19 protein-coding genes are annotated in these 20,149 nt (G+C 58.3%); 10 read left to right on the top strand and 9 right to left on the bottom strand.

The window, feature by feature from the left end; translation table 11 throughout:
- Positions 1 to 64 precede the first annotated feature (64 nt).
- The 8 genes from rseP to rpsB all read right to left on the bottom strand — a co-directional run bounded on the left by rseP (position 65) and on the right by rpsB (position 7,548).
- Positions 65 to 1,417, bottom strand: coding sequence for a sigma E protease regulator RseP (rseP, locus tag AC1Z1G_RS05885; protein ID WP_483625637.1), 1,353 nt, complete (start codon positions 1,415 to 1,417; stop codon positions 65 to 67).
- Between the two features lie 54 nt (positions 1,418 to 1,471).
- Entirely contained in the window at positions 1,472 to 2,662 is a 1,191-nt protein-coding gene (gene ispC, locus AC1Z1G_RS05880; protein ID WP_483625635.1) for a 1-deoxy-D-xylulose-5-phosphate reductoisomerase, read from the bottom strand.
- Positions 2,659 to 3,465, bottom strand: coding sequence for a phosphatidate cytidylyltransferase (locus AC1Z1G_RS05875; RefSeq protein WP_483625633.1), 807 nt, complete (start codon positions 3,463 to 3,465; stop codon positions 2,659 to 2,661). The genes ispC and AC1Z1G_RS05875 overlap by 4 nt, the downstream gene beginning before the upstream one ends.
- Positions 3,465 to 4,220, bottom strand: a complete 756-nt coding sequence (uppS, locus tag AC1Z1G_RS05870; RefSeq protein ID WP_483625632.1) for a polyprenyl diphosphate synthase — start codon at positions 4,218 to 4,220, stop codon at positions 3,465 to 3,467. The genes AC1Z1G_RS05875 and uppS overlap by 1 nt, the downstream gene beginning before the upstream one ends.
- A 13-nt stretch (positions 4,221 to 4,233) precedes the next feature.
- Positions 4,234 to 4,791: a ribosome recycling factor gene (gene frr, locus AC1Z1G_RS05865; RefSeq protein ID WP_483625631.1), complete on the bottom strand. Its 558-nt coding sequence runs from the start codon at positions 4,789 to 4,791 to the stop codon at positions 4,234 to 4,236.
- A complete protein-coding gene (pyrH, locus tag AC1Z1G_RS05860) occupies positions 4,788 to 5,531 on the bottom strand; it encodes a UMP kinase (RefSeq protein WP_003172271.1) in 744 nt (247 codons plus the stop codon). Before pyrH ends, frr begins: the two co-directional genes overlap by 4 nt.
- A 210-nt stretch (positions 5,532 to 5,741) precedes the next feature.
- Positions 5,742 to 6,605, bottom strand: a complete 864-nt coding sequence (gene tsf, locus AC1Z1G_RS05855) for a translation elongation factor Ts (RefSeq protein WP_483625628.1) — start codon at positions 6,603 to 6,605, stop codon at positions 5,742 to 5,744.
- 205 nt (positions 6,606 to 6,810) lie between these two features.
- Entirely contained in the window at positions 6,811 to 7,548 is a 738-nt protein-coding gene (gene rpsB / locus AC1Z1G_RS05850; protein WP_003219330.1) for a 30S ribosomal protein S2, read from the bottom strand.
- A 373-nt stretch (positions 7,549 to 7,921) separates the two neighbouring features.
- Here rpsB and map point away from each other — a divergent pair, with 373 nt between their 5' ends.
- The 10 genes from map (at position 7,922) to AC1Z1G_RS05800 (ending at position 19,035) form a co-directional block, all read left to right on the top strand.
- Positions 7,922 to 8,704: a type I methionyl aminopeptidase gene (gene map / locus AC1Z1G_RS05845; protein ID WP_483625626.1), complete on the top strand. Its 783-nt coding sequence runs from the start codon at positions 7,922 to 7,924 to the stop codon at positions 8,702 to 8,704.
- Between the two features lie 43 nt (positions 8,705 to 8,747).
- A complete protein-coding gene (locus AC1Z1G_RS05840) occupies positions 8,748 to 11,450 on the top strand; it encodes a [protein-PII] uridylyltransferase (protein WP_483625624.1) in 2,703 nt (900 codons plus the stop codon).
- Between the two features lie 121 nt (positions 11,451 to 11,571).
- Positions 11,572 to 12,771 carry a succinyldiaminopimelate transaminase gene (dapC, locus tag AC1Z1G_RS05835; protein WP_483625623.1) on the top strand — a complete coding sequence of 400 codons (1,200 nt, stop codon included), beginning with the start codon at positions 11,572 to 11,574 and terminating at the stop codon, positions 12,769 to 12,771.
- A gap of 221 nt (positions 12,772 to 12,992) precedes the next feature.
- The gene (locus tag AC1Z1G_RS05830; RefSeq protein WP_483625622.1) at positions 12,993 to 13,736 is read left to right on the top strand and encodes a M12 family metallopeptidase; all 744 of its coding nucleotides are present in this window, start codon (positions 12,993 to 12,995) and stop codon (positions 13,734 to 13,736) included.
- 251 nt (positions 13,737 to 13,987) lie between these two features.
- The gene (locus tag AC1Z1G_RS05825; protein ID WP_483625620.1) at positions 13,988 to 14,731 is read left to right on the top strand and encodes a M12 family metallopeptidase; all 744 of its coding nucleotides are present in this window, start codon (positions 13,988 to 13,990) and stop codon (positions 14,729 to 14,731) included.
- 85 nt (positions 14,732 to 14,816) lie between these two features.
- Positions 14,817 to 15,542, top strand: coding sequence for a M12 family metallopeptidase (locus AC1Z1G_RS05820; protein ID WP_483625618.1), 726 nt, complete (start codon positions 14,817 to 14,819; stop codon positions 15,540 to 15,542).
- Positions 15,543 to 15,929: 387 nt separating this feature from the next.
- Positions 15,930 to 16,238 (top strand): arsenate reductase, encoded by a 309-nt coding sequence (locus AC1Z1G_RS05815; RefSeq protein ID WP_483627757.1) that lies wholly within the window; start codon positions 15,930 to 15,932, stop codon positions 16,236 to 16,238.
- A 33-nt stretch (positions 16,239 to 16,271) separates the two neighbouring features.
- Positions 16,272 to 17,306, top strand: coding sequence for a 2,3,4,5-tetrahydropyridine-2,6-dicarboxylate N-succinyltransferase (gene dapD, locus AC1Z1G_RS05810; protein ID WP_483625616.1), 1,035 nt, complete (start codon positions 16,272 to 16,274; stop codon positions 17,304 to 17,306).
- A gap of 122 nt (positions 17,307 to 17,428) precedes the next feature.
- The gene (locus AC1Z1G_RS05805) at positions 17,429 to 18,634 is read left to right on the top strand and encodes an aminotransferase class V-fold PLP-dependent enzyme (protein WP_483625614.1); all 1,206 of its coding nucleotides are present in this window, start codon (positions 17,429 to 17,431) and stop codon (positions 18,632 to 18,634) included.
- On the top strand, positions 18,631 to 19,035 hold the full coding sequence (locus tag AC1Z1G_RS05800) for a SufE family protein (protein ID WP_483625612.1): 405 nt from the start codon (positions 18,631 to 18,633) through the stop codon (positions 19,033 to 19,035). Before AC1Z1G_RS05805 ends, AC1Z1G_RS05800 begins: the two co-directional genes overlap by 4 nt.
- 145 nt (positions 19,036 to 19,180) lie before the next feature.
- Here the strand turns inward: AC1Z1G_RS05800 and tcdA are convergent, their stop codons facing one another.
- Positions 19,181 to 19,993 (bottom strand): tRNA cyclic N6-threonylcarbamoyladenosine(37) synthase TcdA, encoded by an 813-nt coding sequence (gene tcdA / locus AC1Z1G_RS05795; RefSeq protein WP_483625611.1) that lies wholly within the window; start codon positions 19,991 to 19,993, stop codon positions 19,181 to 19,183.
- Between the last annotated feature and the right edge of the window lie 156 nt (positions 19,994 to 20,149).

Raw genomic sequence — 20,149 nt, 5'->3', positions numbered from 1 at the left:
CTTATTCCAACTGGCAATAAACAAACTGCCGCAAAATGCGGCAGATTCGCAATTCAGCGAAGCGTTACAGTCGACCCAGATCGTTGACCAGAGCAAGCAACATCACCCCGACCACCAAACTGATACCGATCTGTATCCCCCAACCCTGCACCCGATCCGACAAGGGACGACCACGCGCCCACTCAATCAGATAAAACAACAAATGCCCCCCATCCAGTACAGGGATGGGCAACAAATTGAGAACCCCCAGGCTAATACTCAGATAAGCAAGGAAATTCAAGAAATCAGCAACACCCGACTGGGCAGAAGCGCCCGCCACTTTAGCAATGGTTATCGGTCCACTCAAGTTTTTTACCGAGAGCTCGCCGAACAACATTTTCTTTAGCGAATCAAGGGTCAGCACACTCATGGTCCAGGTACGACGCGCGCCCTCGCCAATCGCCGCTACAGGACCAAAGCTGACCTCGCGAATCATCTCTGGCGGCCAGTCGACAACCTTGACACCTGCCCCCAGATAACCGGTTGCCGCTTTCGCGTCACCGCGCGCCGCCAGGGTAACAGGGACGTCGATTTGAGCACCGTCACGCTCGACATGCAGCACAATTTTGGTATCAGGACGTACACGGACCCAGTCGACCACTTGCTGCCAATCACTGAGCGCCTGACCGTCCAGCAACAGCAAACGATCGCCGCTTTTCAGCCCGGCCGCCTGAGCGGGGCCTTTCGGATCGAGCTCAGCCAGTACCGGCGGCAACGCCGGGCGCCACGGACGGATACCCAGCGAGCGAATCGGGTCCGGCTCATTGGCCCCCTTGAGCCAATGGTCAAGCGTCAGTACACGCGGTGACTCAGCACTGGAACCCTGCTCACGAACCAGCAGTTGCAACGCACCGCTTTCCCCCAGCCGACGAACCAACTGCAGATTGACTGCCGCCCACCCGGAAGTCGGCTCGCCATCAATCGCAATAATTTCCTGCCCGGAGCTCAAACCCGCCTTGGCGGCAATACTGCCCACCTCGACCGCCCCGATGACCGGGCGCACCTGCTCGCTGCCGAGCATGGCCAACCCCCAGAAAAACACAAAAGCCAGCAAAAAATTGGCAATGGGGCCGGCCGCCACGATGGCGATCCGCTGACGAACGGTTTTGCGATTGAACGATTGATCGAGCTGATCCGCTGGCACTTCACCTTCGCGCTCGTCGAGCATTTTGACGTAGCCACCCAACGGGATGGCCGCGATCACGAATTCCGTACCGCGCTTGTCGTGCCAGCGCAACAACGGCATGCCAAAGCCTACGGAGAAGCGCAGAACCTTCACGCCACAGCGGCGAGCGACCCAAAAATGGCCGAATTCATGGAAGGTGACCAGCACACCCAATGCCACCAGGGTGCCGACAATCATATAGAGCGCGCTCATCTGCTTTCTCCGCAATCCTATTCAGTACTGCCGCATGCTTGCGCCCGGCTGCACCTATCGTCCGTGGCGACTCAACCATTGCCCGGCCAGGCTTCGTGCCTTGGCGTCCGCCGTAAACACTGCATCGAGGTCATTAACCGCAACCACAGGTTCAAGATTCAAGACTTCCTCAATGATACTCGCGATCTCCAGGTAACGGACACGCCCATCAAGAAACGCAGCGACCGCCACTTCATTGGCCGCATTCAGCATGGCCGGCGCACTGTTGCCCACCTCGGCAGCCTGACGCGCCAGGCGCAGGCAAGGGAAACGATCTTCATCAGGCGCCTGGAAATCCAGCCGCGCAATGGCAAACAGGTCCAGCGGTGCCACACCGGAGTCGATTCGCTCAGGCCATGCCAGCGCATTGGAAATCGGCGTGCGCATATCCGGGTTACCCAACTGCGCCAGTACCGAGCCATCAACGTAGTCGACCAGCGAATGAATCACGCTTTGCGGATGGATCACCACTTCAATCTGGGACGGCTTGGCATCGAACAGCCAGCAAGCCTCGATCAACTCCAGGCCTTTATTCATCATGCTGGCCGAGTCGACCGAGATTTTGCGCCCCATCGACCAGTTAGGGTGAGCGCAGGCCTGGTCAGGCGTAACATGCGCCAGTTCAGACAAAGGCGTCTGCCGGAACGGACCGCCAGAGGCTGTCAGTAAAATCCGCCGCACCCCCACAGCACCGAGGCCACGGGCAAAGTCCTGCGGCATGCACTGGAAGATTGCGTTGTGCTCACTGTCGATTGGCAAAAGCACCGAACCGCTTTTGCGCACCGCCTGCATGAACAAGGCGCCGGACATGACCAATGCTTCTTTATTGGCCAGAAGGATCTTTTTGCCCGCCTCGACCGCCGCCAGCGTCGGACGCAGGCCCGCCGCACCGACGATCGCCGCCATGACCGCATCGACCTCAGGGTCGGAGGCAACCTGACACAACCCCTCCTCACCCACGAGCACCCGCGTAGACAGACCCGCGGCGCGCAAATCGTCCTGCAGCCCACGAGCCGCGGCCAACTCAGGCACAACAGCAAAGCGCGGCGTATGGCGAATACACAGTGCCAGCAACTCAGCCAACCGGGTAAAGCCGCTCAGGGCGAACACCTGATAACGCTGCGGATGACGAGCAATGACATCCAGAGTGCTCAGGCCGATCGAGCCTGTAGCCCCCAGGACAGTAATCTGTTGTGGGCGGCTCACGGCATCATCACCCACAGCAACACTGCGAACACTGGAATGGCCGCCGTCAAGCTATCAATACGATCCAGAATACCGCCATGACCCGGCAACAGGTTACTGCTGTCCTTGATCCCCGACTGGCGCTTGAACATGCTTTCAGTCAAGTCCCCCACCACCGAGATCAATACGACAACCGCCGCACCGACCAGCCCCATCAGGATCTGGGCAACGCTCCAGTCGCGAACCACCCCGACAACCGCGGTAATCAACAAACTTAACGCAAGACCGCCGTACACGCCTTCCCAGCTTTTGCCGGGGCTGACTTGCGGCGCCAGCTTGCGCTTGCCGAAAGCCCGGCCGGAGAAGTACGCACCAATATCCGCGCCCCAGACCAGTACCATGACCGCCATGATCAGCCAGTTACCCAGCGGGTACTGCTTGATCAAGACCAGCCCCTGCCAGGCTGGCAGCAGAATCAACAAACCGATGACCAGCTTGCAGGCCGCACTGGCCCAATGCTCGCTGGTTTGAGGATACGTCAGCACCAGGAAAGTCGCTGCCACCCACCACAGGACAGAGGCCCCCAACACCCAGGGCGCAAGCCCTGGCAGCAGATGCATGACAAACAGCAGGACAGCGACGACAACCGCATAAGCCACGCGCAGTGGCTGGGCAGTGAAGCCTGCAAGACGCGCCCACTCCCACGCACCGAGGGTCACGACCAGCCCGATGAACAGCGCAAACCCGGAACCTTCGAGCAGGAAGAACCCGCACAAGGCGATAGGCAGCAGGATGAGTGCAGTGATGATTCGTTGCTTAAGCATTAAACCCGGGCCCCAGCCTCGACCTGCTCGCTCGTTTTACCGAAGCGCCGCTGGCGAGAAGCGAAATCGGCCAGCGCGGTGCGCATGGCGTCGTGTTTGAAGTCCGGCCAGAACAGGTCGGAGAAATACAACTCGGCGTAGGCCAACTGCCACAAGAGGAAGTTGCTGATGCGATGCTCCCCGCCCGTGCGGATACACAGGTCGGGCAACGGCAGATCGCCGGTCGCCAGACAGGCTTGCAACAGCTCAGGGGTGATATCTTCAGGACGCAGATGTCCGGCCTGAACCTCACGCGCCAGACGCTGCGCAGCCTGGGCGATATCCCACTGGCCACCGTAGTTGGCGGCAATTTGCAGAATAAAGCGGTTCGCCCCCGCCGTCATGGCTTCAGCTTCGCGCATGGCGGCCTGAAGCTCGGGATGAAAGCGGGAACGGTCGCCGATAATCCGCAAACTGATGTTGTTGTCATTGAGGCGCTTGGCCTCACGACGCAGCGCCTTGAAGAACAAGTCCATCAAGGCACTGACCTCATCAGCCGGGCGCTGCCAGTTCTCACTGGAAAAGGCGAACAGGGTCAACACCTCGACCTTGGCCTCGGCACACACCTCGATCACCGCGCGAACCGCGTCGACTCCAGCTTTATGCCCAGCAACGCCGGGCATAAAACGCTTCTTCGCCCAACGATTGTTACCATCCATGATGATCGCGACGTGGCGCGGCACTGAAGACAGTACGGTCTGCTTGGTTTTTTGCATGAAAACGTGACCCTTATACGGCCATCAAATCCGCTTCTTTCTGCTTCACGGCCGCTTCGATTTCCGCCACGAACTTGTCAGTCAGTTTTTGGATATCGTCAGCAGCGCGACGCTCGTCGTCTTCGCTGATTTCTTTCTCTTTGACCAGGTCTTTCAACTGACTCAAGGCATCACGACGAATGTTGCGTACCGCTACACGACCATCTTCAGCCGCTTCACGCGCCTGCTTGGTGAAACCGCGACGGGTTTCTTCGGTCAGCGCCGGCATGGAGATCAACAGCAACTCACCCAGGTTGGTCGGGTTGAAACCCAGACCCGAACTCTGGATCGCCTTGTCGACCGCTGCCAGCATGTTGCGCTCGAACGCTACAACCTGCAGGGTGCGGGAATCTTTAACGGTTACGTTGGCAACCTGGTTCAGCGGGGTATCAGCGCCGTAGTAAGGCACCATCACACCGCCCAGGATGCTTGGGTGAGCCTGCCCGGTACGGATTCGGCTGAACGCGTGCGCCAGCGATTCCAGGGACTTGGTCATGCGCTCTTGAGCGTCTTTCTTGATTTCGTTGATCATTGTTGGCCTTCCTCGATCAGGGTTCCTTCAGCGCCGCCATGTACGATGTTCAGCAGGGCGCCGGGCTTGTTCATGTTGAAGACGCGTAATGGCATCTTGTGGTCGCGACACAGGCAGATTGCCGTCAGGTCCATTACACCCAGCTTGCGATCCAGCACTTCATCGTAGGTCAGATGATCGAACTTCTCGGCATGCGGGTCTTTGAATGGGTCTGCAGTGTACACGCCATCCACCTTGGTCGCCTTGAGCACTACATCAGCGTCGATCTCAATCGCACGCAGGCAGGCTGCCGAGTCCGTGGTGAAAAATGGGTTGCCGGTACCGGCCGCGAAGATGACCACTTCCTTGGCGTTCAGATGACGCATGGCTTTGCGGCGATCATAGTGATCGGTCACGCCTACCATGGAAATAGCCGACATCACGATGGCCGAGATATTGGCGCGCTCCAGTGCATCACGCATGGCCAGGGCATTCATCACAGTGGCCAGCATGCCCATGTGGTCGCCCGTAACACGGTCCATGCCAGCAGCACTCAGCGCTGCGCCGCGGAATAGGTTACCGCCACCAATTACCAGACCGACCTGAACACCGATGCCGACCAGTTGGCCAACTTCCAGCGCCATGCGATCCAGCACCTTGGGATCGATCCCGAACTCTTCGGAGCCCATCAGGGCCTCGCCGCTAAGCTTGAGTAGAATGCGTTTATAGCGAGCCTGATAACCACTGCCCTGCTGAGCCATTGCGAATCTCTCCTGCGGCGTATTGTAAAAAATTCTTTGCGGGCTGTTTTCAGCCTGCGTTCACTCTAGCTTGACGCTATCACAGCGCCATCAGAACACGGCTTTGTAAGCCAGTTCCGACAGGAAACCAAATAAATCGGCCTCCTCATCTGAAAAGAGGCTGCGCGCGTGAGCGGGCAGCCTCTTCAGGGCGACAGTTAAAAAACTGTCTTACGACTTGGCAGCAGCCAGCTGGGCAGCAACTTCTTCAGCGAAGTTGTCGACTGGCTTCTCGATGCCTTCGCCTACTTTGAAGTAGGTGAAGGAAACGATTTCAGCGCCGGCTTTCTTGGCCAGCTCGCCGACCTTGATTTCAGGGTTCTTGACGAACGCCTGCTCAACCAGGCTGGCTTCGGCCAGGAACTTGCTGATACGGCCCTTGACCATGTTTTCAACGATGTTTTCCGGCTTGCCGGCGATCTTGTCAGCGTTCAGCGTCAGGAACACGCCTTTCTCACGCTCGACCGCTTCAGCGGAAACTTCCGATGGCAGCAGGAATTCAGGGTTGGTGGCCGCTACGTGCATAGCGATGTCCTTGGCCAGCTCAACGTCGCCGCCTTTCAGGACAACTGCAACACCGATCTTGTTGCCGTGCAGGTAACCGCCGACAACGTCACCTTCAACGCGCGCCAGACGACGAATGTTGACGTTTTCGCCAACCTTGCCGACCAGTACCAGGCGATCGGCTTCTTGAGCTTCGATCAGCGGAGCAACGTCAGCCAGCTTGTCGGCGAACGCTTTTTCAACGCTTGCAGCAACAAATGCCTTGAAGTCGTCCTGCAGGGCCAGGAAGTCGGTTTGCGAGTTCACTTCCAGCAGAACGGCGGATTTACCGTCTTCCTTCAGAGCGATAGCGCCTTCAGCGGCAACGTTGCCCGCTTTCTTGGCAGCCTTGATGGCGCCCGAAGCACGCATGTCATCAATGGCTTTTTCGATGTCGCCGTCAGCCTTGGTCAAGGCTTTCTTGCAGTCCATCATGCCTTCGCCAGTACGCTCGCGCAGTTCTTTGACCAACGCTGCAGTAATCTCTGCCATTTCAAAATTCCTCTTGGATAGGTTATCAACCATTCCACCCGATCGAACGGGCGTTCAATTCTTCCCGAACCACCTTTGTTAGCTGCTGCACATGACAACTGCAGTAGCGGCACCACTGAAAACGGGCGCCTACAAACGGTTTTCGAGGTGGCAAAAAGGGGGCCAGGCCCCCTTTTTGCTTACTGAGCCAACGCCAGGGCGTTAATTACTCAGCTGCTGCTACCGGAGCTTCTTCTACGAACTGCTCGGTGCCGCCAGCAACGTGGTTGCGACCGCGGATTACAGCGTCAGCCATCGAACCCATGTACAACTGGATAGCGCGGATTGCGTCATCGTTGCCTGGGATGATGTAGTCAACGCCTTCCGGGCTGCTGTTGGTATCGACTACGCCGATAACCGGGATGCCCAGCTTGTTGGCTTCGGTGATCGCGATGCGCTCGTGATCAACGTCGATAACGAACAGTGCGTCAGGCAGACCGCCCATGTCCTTGATACCACCCAGGGAACGATCGAGCTTTTCCAGGTCGCGAGTGCGCATCAGCGCCTCTTTCTTGGTCAGCTTGGCGAAAGTACCGTCTTCGGCTTGCACTTCAAGGTCACGCAGACGCTTGATGGAAGCACGGATGGTTTTGAAGTTGGTCAGCATACCGCCCAACCAGCGGTGATCGACGTACGGCGAGCCGCAACGTGCTGCTTCTTCAGCAACGATCTTGCCAGCGGAACGCTTGGTGCCGACGAACAGAATCTTGTTTTTGCCCTGGGCCAGACGCTCTACGAAAGTCAGAGCTTCGTTGAACATTGGCAGGGTTTTTTCAAGGTTGATGATGTGAATCTTGTTACGTGCGCCGAAAATGTATTTACCCATTTTCGGGTTCCAGTAACGGGTCTGGTGACCGAAGTGCACACCGGCCTTCAGCATATCGCGCATGTTGACTTGGGACATGATAGTTCCTTAGTAAGTCGGGTTTGGCCTCCACGTATCCCAATGACCAACCAGCAGCATCAGCTGAAGGCACCCAGGTCATCGTGTCGACACGTGTGTGGATTTAGACTTTTCGGGGTATCCCCGGAAAGCGGCGCATTTTATATCACAGGGAGGATGAAAACGAAACCCGGATTCTGAAATCCCGGACGCACAGGATGCAAACACCCCTGCAACCGCTCCAGAATGCGCCATTCTATAGAGAGATGCGATGCACAGAGACTCAGATTTGCCCCGAGCGTCTGCTAGAATCGCGTTTTTCAGGGCTGCGCAGCACCATCACGCAGAGGCCCATTCCGTTTAGAAAGCGCCGCTGAGCGTAGAGAGAGCCTGTATGACCGTCACCCTCAAAACCCCAGAGGACATCGCAAAAATGCGTGTCGCCGGCAAACTGGCCGCCGATGTGCTGGAAATGATTGCCGAACACGTCAAGCCCGGCATCACCACCGAAGAGCTGGACCGCATCTGCCACGACTTCATCGTCAACGAGCAGAAAGCCATCCCTGCCCCGCTCAACTACAAAGGTTTCCCGAAGTCGATCTGCACCTCGATCAACCACGTGGTCTGCCACGGCATCCCTAACGAGAAGCCGCTCAAGGATGGCGACACGCTGAACATCGACGTCACCGTCATCAAGGACGGCTACCACGGCGACACCAGCCGCATGTTCCATGTCGGCACCGTGCCGGTCTGGGCCGAACGCCTGTCCCAGGTCACCCAAGAGTGCATGTACAAGGCCATCGAACTGGTCAAGCCCGGCTGCCGCCTGGGCGATATCGGCGAAGTGATCCAGAAACACGCGGAAAAGAACGGTTTCTCGGTGGTGCGCGAGTTCTGCGGCCATGGCATCGGCAAAGTGTTCCACGAAGAACCGCAAATCCTGCACTACGGTCGCGCCGGCACCGGCATGGAACTCAAGGCAGGCATGACCTTCACGATCGAACCGATGATCAACCAGGGTCGCGCCGACACCAAAGTCCTGGGCGACGGCTGGACCGCCATCACCAAGGACCGCAAGCTGTCCGCACAGTGGGAACACACCCTGCTGGTGACCGAGACCGGTTACGAGATCTTCACCCTGCGCAGCGATGACACCATCCCTCGCATTTCGGCCTGATCGGCTGCTCCCAGCCTATAGAGAAAGAAAGGAAAGCCAATCAATGCCGCAGGTGGATCCCGAACTCTTCGACCGCGGCCAGTTCCAGGCTGAACTGGCCTTGAAGGCAAGTCCGATTGCGGCCTTCAAAAAGGCTATCCGCCAGGCCCGCGAGGTGCTCGACGAGCGCTTTCGCAGAGGCCGGGATATTCGCCGATTGATCGAGGATCGTGCCTGGTTCGTTGACAACATCCTGCAAAAGGCCTGGGAGCAGTTCAGCTGGAGTGAGGACGCCGACATAGCGCTGGTCGCGGTCGGCGGCTACGGTCGGGGTGAGCTGCATCCCTACTCCGACATCGACTTGCTGATCCTGCTGGACAGTGCCGATCACGAAGTTTTTCGCGATTCCATTGAGCGCTTTCTGACGCTCTTGTGGGACATCGGCCTGGAGGTCGGCCAGAGCGTACGCTCGGTGGACGAATGCGCCGAAGAAGCACGCGCCGACCTGACGGTGATCACCAACCTGATGGAAAGCCGCACCATTGCGGGTCCCGAGCATTTGCGCCAGCGCATGCTTGATGTCACCAGCACCGAACACATGTGGCCGGCCAAGGACTTCTTCCTGGCCAAACGCACCGAGCAGAAGGCGCGTCACCACAAGTACAACGATACCGAATACAACCTGGAACCCAACGTCAAAGGCTCACCTGGCGGCCTACGGGATATTCAGACGATTCTTTGGGTTGCGCGTCGCCAATACGGCACGCTGAACCTGCGCGCACTGGCCGGCGAAGGCTTTCTGGTTGAAAGCGAAAACGCCCTGCTGGCCTCCTCCCAGGAATTTCTGTGGAAAGTCCGCTACGCCCTGCACATGCTCGCCGGCCGCGCCGAAGACCGCTTGCTGTTCGATCACCAGCGCTCGATCGCCGGGTTGCTGGGCTTTGAAGGCGATGACGCCAAACACGCCATCGAAAACTTCATGCAGCAGTACTACCGGGTGGTCATGAGCATCGCTCAGCTCAGCGACCTGATCATCCAGCACTTCGAGGAAGTCATCCTCGCACCGGAAGACGAAGCACCACCGCAACCGATCAACTCGCGCTTCCAGCTGCACGACGGCTACATCGAGGCGATCAACACCAACGTATTCAAGCGCACGCCGTTTGCCATGCTGGAAATTTTCGTGCTGATGGCTCAACAGCCGGAAATCAAAGGGGTGCGCGCCGACACCATTCGCCTGCTGCGCGAGCACCGGCACCTGATCGACGACGATTTCCGCCACGACATTCGCAACACCAGCCTGTTCATCGAGCTGTTCAAGTGCAAGATCGGCATCCACCGCAACCTGCGACGGATGAACCGTTACGGCATTCTGGGGCGTTACCTGCCGGAGTTCGGCTTCATCGTCGGGCAAATGCAGCACGACCTGTTCCACATCTACACGGTCGACGCCCACACCCTGAACCTGATCAAACACCTGCGTAAGTTGCAGTACACCCAGGTGTCGGAAAAATTCCCGCTGGCCAGCAAGCTCATGGGCAAGCTGCCAAAACCCGAGCTGATCTACCTGGCCGGGCTGTACCACGACATCGGCAAGGGCCGGCATGGCGACCACTCGGAGATCGGCGCGGTGGATGCCGAAGCCTTCTGCCAACGCCATCAGTTGCCCGTATGGGACAGCCGGCTGATTGTCTGGCTGGTACAGAACCATTTGGTGATGTCGACCACCGCCCAGCGCAAGGACCTGTCCGACCCGCAGGTCATCCACGATTTCGCGCAGGCCGTTGGCGATGAAACCCGCCTCGACTACCTGTATGTGCTGACCGTCGCGGACATCAACGCGACCAACCCGACGCTCTGGAACTCCTGGCGCGCCAGCCTGTTGCGCCAGCTCTACACCGAGACCAAGCGCGCCTTGCGCCGAGGCCTGGAAAACCCGGTCGACCGCGAAGAACAAATCCGCCAGACCCAGAGCGCCGCCCTGGACATCCTGGTGCGCGGCGGCACCGACCCGGACGACGTCGAGCAGCTCTGGGCGCAACTGGGCGATGACTATTTCCTGCGCCACACCGCCGGCGATGTGGCCTGGCACAGTGAAGCGATCCTCCAGCAACCGGCCGATGGCGGCCCGCTGGTCCTGATCAAGGAAACCACCCAGCGCGAGTTCGAGGGCGGTACGCAGATCTTCATTTATGCACCCGACCAACACGACTTCTTCGCCGTGACCGTGGCGGCCATGGACCAGTTGAACCTGAACATTCACGATGCCCGCGTCATCACGTCCAGCAGCCAGTTCACCCTCGACACCTACATCGTGCTCGACACCGACGGCGACTCGATCGGCGATAACCCGGCACGGGTCAAACAGATCCGCGACGGGCTGACCGAAGCCCTGCGCAACCCGGACAATTACCCGACCATCATCCAGCGCCGGGTGCCGCGCCAGCTCAAGCACTTCGCGTTTGCGCCGCAGGTGACCATTCACAACGACGCCCAGCGCCAGGTGACCGTGCTCGAACTCAGCGCCCCCGACCGCCCGGGCCTGCTGGCGCGCATTGGAACAATCTTCCTGGAGTTCGACCTGTCGCTGCAGAACGCCAAGATTGCCACCCTCGGCGAGCGGGTCGAAGACGTGTTTTTCATTACCGACGCGCACAACCAGCCGCTGTCCGACCCGCAAGTGTGCAGCCGTTTGCAGGACGCAATCGTCGAGCAGTTGAGTGTCAGCCAGGAACCGGAAATCAAACTTTCACGCATCAGTATCTGAACCAACCAACTTTCCCTGTGGGAGCGGGCTTGCTCGCGAAGGCGGCGTGACATTCAGCATCATCGTCGACTGATACACCGCTTTCGCGAGCAAGCCCGCTCCCACATTGAACGAGGCCCTCATGAACAACGCTCTGAACCAGCTCCAGCCTTACCCGTTCGAGAAACTGCGCGCCCTGCTCGGTGCGGTCACGCCAAACCCTGACCAGCGTCCGATTGCGCTGTCCATCGGTGAGCCGAAGCATCGCTCGCCGAGCTTTGTCGCCGAGGCCCTGGCCGCCAACCTGGACCAGATGGCGGTGTACCCGAGCACCCTCGGCATCCCGGCCTTGCGCGAAGCCATCGCCTCGTGGTGTGAGCGGCGTTTTAGCGTACCGAGTGGCTGGATCGACCCTGCGCGCAATGTGCTGCCGGTCAACGGCACACGTGAAGCGTTGTTTGCCTTCACGCAGACCGTGGTCAACCGCAGCGACGACGCCTTGGTGGTCAGCCCGAATCCGTTCTACCAGATTTATGAAGGCGCAGCGTTCCTGGCCGGCGCCAAGCCGCATTACCTGCCGTGCCTGGATGAAAACGGCTTCAACCCGGATTTCGACGCAGTGTCGGACGATATCTGGAAGCGCTGCCAGATTCTGTTCCTGTGCTCGCCAGGCAACCCGACCGGGGCCTTGATTCCCGTCGACACCTTGAAAAAACTGATCGCCCTGGCGGACGAACACGACTTCGTGATCGCCGCCGACGAGTGCTACAGCGAACTCTACTTCGACGAACACACCCCACCGCCGGGCCTGCTCAGCGCCTGCGTGGAACTTGGCCGCAAGGACTTCAAGCGCTGCGTGATTTTCCACAGCCTGTCCAAGCGCTCCAACCTGCCAGGCCTGCGCTCGGGCTTCGTGGCCGGTGATGCCGACATTCTCAAAGGTTTCCTGCTGTATCGCACCTACCACGGCTGCGCGATGCCGGTTCAAACTCAACTGGCCAGCGTGGCAGCCTGGAATGACGAAGTGCATGTACGGGCCAACCGTGCGCTGTATCGCGAGAAGTTCGATGCGGTACTGGCAATCCTCAGCCCGGTGATGGACGTACAGCGTCCGGACGGTGGCTTCTACTTGTGGCCGAGCGTGGAAGGTGATGACGAGACATTCTGCCGTGACCTGTTTGTCGAAGAACATGTAACGGTGGTACCAGGCTCTTACCTGTCCCGCGAAGTGGATGGTTTCAACCCCGGTGCAGGGCGTGTGCGCATGGCGCTCGTCGCCCCGCTCGCAGAGTGCGTGGAAGCGGCGGAGCGGATTCGCGACTTCATCAAACGCCATCGCTAACACTGTTTAATACCCGCACGGTGCAACGCCGTGCGGGTCTATTCAAATATAAAGCAATACAATCAACTTTATTTAAACTTTACTTACTCTCCCGCCAACACCTATTCTTTTGGCGCTCAACATATCAACTTAAAATCGAACTATCAAAACAACAAAATCGCACACCAAGCACATCACCCAAACAGCACACCCTTAACTAAAAACAACACGGACGTTAACTCATGAGCACACTAGAATTTTGCACCGTTAAAAAAGCAGAAGACATTCAAGCATCTTACGATGCTGCCATTACCGAAAACCCTAACAATCGCGGAGTTTCCTCCAAGCGTCAAAAGCGAGCAGTTGCCATTCACAGTCAATTCTGGGCACCTGGCCGTACATTGCGCATTGCCTTCCTGGATGGCGATCAATCCTTCAAAGACGCCGTCAAAGCTGCGGCACAAAGCTGGCTGCCACACATCAATCTGAAATTCGATTTCGTCGACAATGGAGAGGCAGAGATCCGCATCACCAGCACAGATGGCAATTGGTCTTACCTTGGAACCAACGCTTTGCTCTATGAGCAGGATGAGGCGACCATGAGCCTGATGCCGATTCACCACCGCTCGCTAGAGTCATTCACTGCCAATACGCTTCACGAGTTTGGCCATATGCTGGGCGCCCATCATGAACACCTGCATCCTGAGGCCAATATCCCGTGGGACAAGGAAGCGGTTTACAAAGACTTTTATGCGGAGGATGAAGAGAGCGATGCGCGACGCGCCGTCGACGCGAACTTCTTCAACCCTCTCGACGCCAGCGAAGTTAGTTATTCACCCTACGACCCACTGTCCATCATGCACTATGAGATTAGCCAAGAATGGACCAAAGGCGACTTCGAGATTGGCTCGAATAATGTCCTCAGCGAAGCAGACAAAGCGTTCATGGCCAAGGCATATCCTTACCCAGACACGGAAAGCGAGTAAGTCTGGCAACATGCGCCCCTCCATCCGTTACTTGAGCCTGACCCAGCCAGGCCTCACACCAACATAACGCTCACAGCACGCCATCATTCGTAACACATCACTTCGTTCTCGCCTGCACGGCAGGCCTTATTTAAGATTCTCGCAACAAACACTAAAAGATCACAACTTCACCCCACACCACAAGACGGCTAACTTCCAGCCAAACCAAAATTTTCGAGCACCTTCTAAAGCAACTAACAAGGACGTAATCAATGCCTGACTTTAAACCCTGCAAAATAATCCAAAGTATTGATGATTCAACTTCGTATGAAGCAGCCACTTCTGAACGAACCGACAACTCCCCTCAGAGCGGGTCAAACCGAAAAAAACGCAGCATCAGTGAACACACCAAATACTGGAAGCCTGGCCGAACATTAAAAATTGCAATCACCCGAGATGACGAGGACTTGTTCCAGGCCGTAAAGGCTGCCGCCAGCAAATGGCTACCCTACGTAAACCTCACGTTCAACTTTGTGGAGCTTCCTGACGATGACATGCAGTACGAGGGTGACATCAGGGTTTACTTGGCTTCTCACTATGACGGGGCCGGAGGCTCGCAAGTCGGAACCGATGCACTGACGGTTCCCGCTCACCGCCCCACCATGTTCCTGGGAACCGACTACACCTCGCCCCTCTTTGAGTTCACCGTTATTCATGAGTTCGGGCACGCGCTGGGCTTGATGCACGAGCATCAACATCCTGAGGCGAACATTCCCTGGGACAGGGAAAAAACCTACACGCTGTACCGACAGCAGTTTGGTTGGTCGAGGACGGAAGTGGATCTGAACGTTTTCCCTCTCGCCCGCGATGCCAACCGGACTTACGCCGCGTATGACCGACATTCGGTTATGCACTATGAGGTGGCCAACCAGTACACCGTGGGTGACTGGGAACAGGCGGCAAACCCACACATCAGCACCGCAGACATCGCCAGCGTTCGTCAAATCTATCCATAAGAGCCCCCTCACTCAACCGCGTCGCCCTCACTGCGGGGCGGCAATTTTTTACCCACCGACAAGACACTAAACACGGACGTTTGGTATGAATACCCTGACAGTCTGCACACTCATGAACACTGTCGACCCTTTACACTCCATGGCGGCTGCACTTTCAGAAAATCCCAACAATACCGACACCCCACCGCCCGGCGGACGTCAAAAGCGCGCCATTGCTACTCACACCAGGTTCTGGAGTAATCACCGGACCTTGAGCATTGCATTTCTGGGCAACCCTTCGGAAGAACTACGCAGGGGCACTGTCAATGCAATCCGGCAATGGCAACGCTCTATCAGCCTCACCCTGGAATTCGTCGAGGGTGAAAAAGGAGATATCCGAATTTCCTTTTCACCCCCTCATAACTACTCCCATGTCGGTACGGACGCGCTGCTGGTTCCCGTCGACGAGGAGACAATGAATATATCCACAGAAGTTAACGCCCCTGAGTTTGACGCCGTCGTGATGCATGAATTTGGGCACGCACTGGGCATGGAGCATGAACATCAGCATCCCCACGCCAACATCCCATGGGACATACCGAAAGTTTATGCGTATTACAAAAGCAACTTTCAATGGTCCGCGGAAGAAACAGACTTCAACATTTTCAAAACCTACCCGATCACCGACGTTCGTAAAAACACTTACGACAAAGAGTCAATCATGCATTACCCGATCCCTACGGAACTGACCCTCGGTGAATGGACGGTAGGCACCAACACCACAATCAGCAAACTTGACCGCCGACTCATGCGCAAGATCTATCCAAAGTAGTGCCCTGGATGCGCAGGATTTAACGTGCCTCGATTTTGTCGAGGCTCAAGTCTTGCGCACGCAACACCTCATCACCGGCCTGGTGATGACGGCCCAGCGGCTTGTATCGCACGAAACTCCCGGTCGAGACAGCGCACATCAGGCAACAGGCTGCCGTCCAAATGCAATGTTGACCGCTTAGACTGTGCATTGACCGTGACACAAAGATCGCACCTGACCGAGTCACCCTTCGCCCAACGGGGCAACAGCCAGTCATGGCTGACGCCGAACCCGTCCGGTCATGGCATAATCCGTCACCCTTCATTTCCAGCACCTCCAAAGGGGGGCAAGTCCTTGACCGCTTCAAGCAAAACGTTGCACCTTTTCGGCATCAAAGCCTGCGACACCATGAAAAAGGCGCGCACCTGGCTCGATGAACACGCTGCAAACTATGACTTTCACGATTACAAAACGGCCGGAATCGACCGTGAACACCTGACCCAGTGGTGCAACGAGCACGGCTGGCAAGTGGTGCTCAACCGTGCAGGCACGACCTTTCGCAAACTCGACGACGAACGCAAAGCCGATCTCGACCAGGCGAAAGCTATCGAACTGATGCTCGCACAACCCTCAATGATCAAGCGCCCGGTGCTCGATCTCGGGGACAGAACCCTGATTGGCTTCAAGCCAGACATCTACGCGGCAGCGATCAACTAAGCTTGCCCGTTCAATTTCGTTAGAGGTATTTGCATGTCCACTACCCTGTTCAGCCTGGCCTTTGGTGTTGGTACCCAGAATCGTCAAGGCGCATGGCTGGAAGTGTTCTACGCCCAACCTGTGCTCAAGCCGTCGGCCGAACTGGTCGCCGCCGTTGCCCCGATCCTGGGTTATACCGAAGGCAATCAGGCCATCGCCTTCAGCACCGCTCAAGCCGCCCAACTGGCCGAAGCACTAAAAAGCGTCGATGCCGCTCAAGCCGCACTGCTGACCCGCCTGGCCGAAAGCCACAAGCCGCTGGTCGCCACCCTGCTGGCCGAAGACGCGCAACTAAGTTCCACTCCTGAGGCCTACCTCAAGCTGCACCTGCTGTCCCATCGCCTGGTCAAGCCGCACGGCCTGAACCTGGCCGGGATCTTCCCGTTGCTGCCGAACGTAGCCTGGACCAGCCAGGGCGCCATCGACCTGAATGAGCTGGCCGAGCATCAACTGGAAGCGCGCCTGCGTGGCGAATGGCTGGAAGTGTTCTCGGTCGACAAGTTCCCGAAAATGACCGACTACGTCGTACCGGCCGGCGTGCGTATCGCTGATGCCGCGCGCATCCGTCTGGGCGCTTACGTGGGCGAAGGCACCACCGTAATGCACGAAGGTTTCGTCAACTTCAACGCCGGCACCGAAGGCCCGGGCATGATCGAAGGTCGTGTATCGGCTGGCGTGTTCGTCGGCAAGGGGTCGGACCTGGGCGGCGGTTGCTCGACCATGGGCACCCTGTCGGGTGGCGGCAACATCGTGATCAAGGTCGGTGAAGGCTGCCTGATCGGCGCCAACGCCGGGATCGGCATTCCGTTGGGCGACCGCAATACCGTCGAGTCGGGCCTGTACGTGACCGCTGGCACCAAAGTGGCGCTGCTGGACGAGAACAACGCACTGGTCAAAGTGGTGAAGGCCCGCGAACTGGCCGGCCAGCCTGACCTGTTGTTCCGCCGCAATTCGGAAACCGGTGCCGTGGAATGCAAAACCCACAAATCGGCCATCGAACTGAACGAAGCGCTGCACGCTCACAACTAAGCGTCACATGATCCTCTGTGGGGGCGAGCCTGCTCGCGAAGGCGTCCGTGAGGCCGCTAAAAAGCTTCGCGAGCAGGCTCGCTCCCACAGGATCCGGCGTAACCCCACCAGGGCCCAATAGCATGATGATTCCCTCTCCCTGGCGTGCCGATTTCCCAGCCATCGCCGCGCTGCAACGGCAAGACCAGACCTATCTGGACAACGCCGCCACCACGCAAAAACCCCAAGCCCTGATCGATGCCCTGGCGCACTACTACGCCAATGGCACGGCCAACGTCCATCGTGCGCAACACTTGCCCGGCGCTCACGCCACGCAGGCGTTCGAGGACAGCCGCAGCAAAGTCGCTCACTGGCTCAATGCGGGTGACAGCGGGCAAATCATCTTCACCCACGGCGCAACCTCTGCGCTGAACCTTCTGGCCTATGGCCTGGAGCATCTGTTCAATCCGGGCGATGAAATCGTCATCAGCGCCCTGGAACACCACGCCAACCTGCTGCCGTGGCAACAACTGGCACACCGCCGCGCGCTGAAACTGGTGGTGCTGCCACTGGACGCCGACGGCTTGATCGATCTCGACACCGCTGCACAATTGATCGGCCCCCGCACCCGGTTGCTGGCGGTCAGTCATCTGTCCAACGTACTCGGTGCCTGGCAACCGTTGGCGCCGCTGCTGGCGCTGGCCAAGGCGCAAAACGCCCTGACCGTGATCGACGGCGCCCAAGGCGTGGTCCATGGCCGCCATGACGTGCAGGCGCTGGGCTGCGACTTCTACGTTTTCTCCAGTCACAAACTCTACGGCCCGGACGGCCTCGGCGTGTTGTATGGCCGCAACGAGGCCTTGCAACAGCTGCGTCCGTGGCAGTTCGGTGGCGAAATGGTGCTGGACGCCGACTACCACGACGCGCGGTTTCGTCCGGCGCCACTGGGTTTCGAGGCGGGCACGCCTCCAATTGCCAGCGTGATTGGCCTGGGGGCAACGCTGGATTATCTGGCGGGGCTGGATCAGGACGCGGTGTCAGCCCATGAAGCAGCATTGCACGACTATTTGCTCAAGGGCCTTGAAGCGCGAAACGGCATCCGGCTGCTGGGTAAGCCGCAACTGGCGTTGGCCAGTTTTGTCGTCGAGGGTGTGCATAACTCTGATCTGGCGCATTTGTTGACGGAACAGGGGATCGCGGTGCGCGCCGGTCATCACTGCGCCATGCCATTGCTCAAGAGTTTTGAATTGGCCGGGGCAATCCGCGTTTCGTTGGCGCTGTACAACGACTCTGAGGACCTGGAGCGCTTCTTTGAAGCACTGGATCAGGCCCTGGAGTTGCTGCGATGAGCCTGCCCACCGATGCCGTTGCAGCCCTGGAAACCTTTCAGGCCGCCGCCGGTTGGGAACAACGGGCACGCTTGCTGATGCAATGGGGTGACCGTCTGCCCGCGTTGAGCGATGCAGACAAAACCGACGCCAACCGCGTGCATGGCTGCGAAAGTCAGGTGTGGCTGGTGGGGGCGTTGCAGGACGACCACTGGCAGTTTGCCGCTAGCAGCGATGCGCGGTTGATTCGCGGGTTGGTGGCGTTGCTGCTGGCGCGGGTCAACGGCTTGTCTGCTGAAGATCTGCGGCAGGTTGATCTGCCGGACTGGTTCAATCAGCTGGGGCTGAGCCGACAGTTGTCGCCTTCGCGCAGCAATGGCTTGAATGCGGTGTTGCAGCGCATGCGTGAACTCGCGAACTGAAACCTGTGGCGAGGGAGCTTGCTCCCGCTCGGCGGCGCAGCAGTCGTAAATCTATGAGTGCGGCCTGCCTGACAACTTGCGGCGGTCTATTTTTGGGCCGCTTCGCGACCCAGCGGGAGCAAGCTCCCTCGCCACAAAAGCAAGACTATTGCACGGGTTTGATTCTGTCTGCCGGGCGGCGTACGCCTGCCACGATTTTGTCCACCGCTTTGGTCGCCGCGACCATGCCGAACGTCGCCGTTACCATCATCACCGCACCAAACCCGCCCGCGCAGTCGAGTTTCACGCCATCGCCGACAAAACTCTTCTGCAAGCAAATGCTGCCGTCGGGTTTCGGGTAGCGCAGTTGCTCGGTGGAAAACACACACGGCACGCTGTAATGGCGGGTCATAGTGCGGGAGAAGTTGTAATCACGACGCAGGGTGGAGCGCACTTTCGAGGCCAGCGGGTCATTGAAGGTGCGGTTCAGGTCGCAGACCTGGATCAGTGTCGGGTCGATCTGCCCGCCCGCACCACCGGTGGTGATGATCTGGATCTTGCGGCGCTTGCACCAGGCGATCAGCGCAGCCTTGGCGTTGACGCTGTCGATGCAGTCGATCACACAGTCAATGTTCGGCGTGATGTACTCGGCCATGGTGTCGCGGGTCACGAAGTCCGCCACCGCGTGCACCGTGCAGTCCGGGTTGATCCCGCGCAGGCGCTCGGCCATGACCTCGACCTTTGGCTTGCCGACCGTGCTGTCGAGTGCGTGCAACTGACGGTTGGCGTTGCTGACGCACACATCATCGAGGTCGAACAACGAGATTTCGCCGACCCCGCACCGCGCGATGGCTTCCGCCGCCCAGGAACCGACGCCCCCCACGCCGACGATCGCCACATGGGCTGCACGCAAACGTTCCAGGCCCTCGATACCATACAAACGGGCGATGCCAGCAAACCGCGGATCTTCTGTACTCATGACCACTACCCTAAAAACCGGCGCGCATTATAGGGCTACGAAGCGACAAGTTCTAAGCTTCAAGCTACAAGTAAAGAACTTAAGTCGACTTCCACTGCCCAACGTCCGGCTTATCTCTGTCTGCTGTACGGTCAGTTGCAGGCCAGTGTAGGATGC

It is taken from the genome of Pseudomonas sp. JL27(2026), from assembly GCF_056933555.1.
This window is presented reverse-complemented; position numbering and strand designations above follow the sequence as displayed.

Coding starts and splice junctions, on each gene's coding strand:
- rseP (WP_483625637.1), bottom strand. CDS start 1,417: ATGAGCGCGCTCTATATGATTGTCGGCACCCTGGTGGCATTGGGTGTG.
- AC1Z1G_RS05875 (WP_483625633.1), bottom strand. CDS start 3,465: ATGCTTAAGCAACGAATCATCACTGCACTCATCCTGCTGCCTATCGCC.
- uppS (WP_483625632.1), bottom strand. CDS start 4,220: ATGCAAAAAACCAAGCAGACCGTACTGTCTTCAGTGCCGCGCCACGTC.
- frr (WP_483625631.1), bottom strand. CDS start 4,791: ATGATCAACGAAATCAAGAAAGACGCTCAAGAGCGCATGACCAAGTCC.
- pyrH (WP_003172271.1), bottom strand. CDS start 5,531: ATGGCTCAGCAGGGCAGTGGTTATCAGGCTCGCTATAAACGCATTCTA.
- tsf (WP_483625628.1), bottom strand. CDS start 6,605: ATGGCAGAGATTACTGCAGCGTTGGTCAAAGAACTGCGCGAGCGTACT.
- rpsB (WP_003219330.1), bottom strand. CDS start 7,548: ATGTCCCAAGTCAACATGCGCGATATGCTGAAGGCCGGTGTGCACTTC.
- map (WP_483625626.1), top strand. CDS start 7,922: ATGACCGTCACCCTCAAAACCCCAGAGGACATCGCAAAAATGCGTGTC.
- AC1Z1G_RS05840 (WP_483625624.1), top strand. CDS start 8,748: ATGCCGCAGGTGGATCCCGAACTCTTCGACCGCGGCCAGTTCCAGGCT.
- dapC (WP_483625623.1), top strand. CDS start 11,572: ATGAACAACGCTCTGAACCAGCTCCAGCCTTACCCGTTCGAGAAACTG.
- AC1Z1G_RS05830 (WP_483625622.1), top strand. CDS start 12,993: ATGAGCACACTAGAATTTTGCACCGTTAAAAAAGCAGAAGACATTCAA.
- AC1Z1G_RS05825 (WP_483625620.1), top strand. CDS start 13,988: ATGCCTGACTTTAAACCCTGCAAAATAATCCAAAGTATTGATGATTCA.
- AC1Z1G_RS05820 (WP_483625618.1), top strand. CDS start 14,817: ATGAATACCCTGACAGTCTGCACACTCATGAACACTGTCGACCCTTTA.
- AC1Z1G_RS05815 (WP_483627757.1), top strand. CDS start 15,930: ATGAAAAAGGCGCGCACCTGGCTCGATGAACACGCTGCAAACTATGAC.
- dapD (WP_483625616.1), top strand. CDS start 16,272: ATGTCCACTACCCTGTTCAGCCTGGCCTTTGGTGTTGGTACCCAGAAT.
- AC1Z1G_RS05805 (WP_483625614.1), top strand. CDS start 17,429: ATGATGATTCCCTCTCCCTGGCGTGCCGATTTCCCAGCCATCGCCGCG.
- AC1Z1G_RS05800 (WP_483625612.1), top strand. CDS start 18,631: ATGAGCCTGCCCACCGATGCCGTTGCAGCCCTGGAAACCTTTCAGGCC.
- tcdA (WP_483625611.1), bottom strand. CDS start 19,993: ATGAGTACAGAAGATCCGCGGTTTGCTGGCATCGCCCGTTTGTATGGT.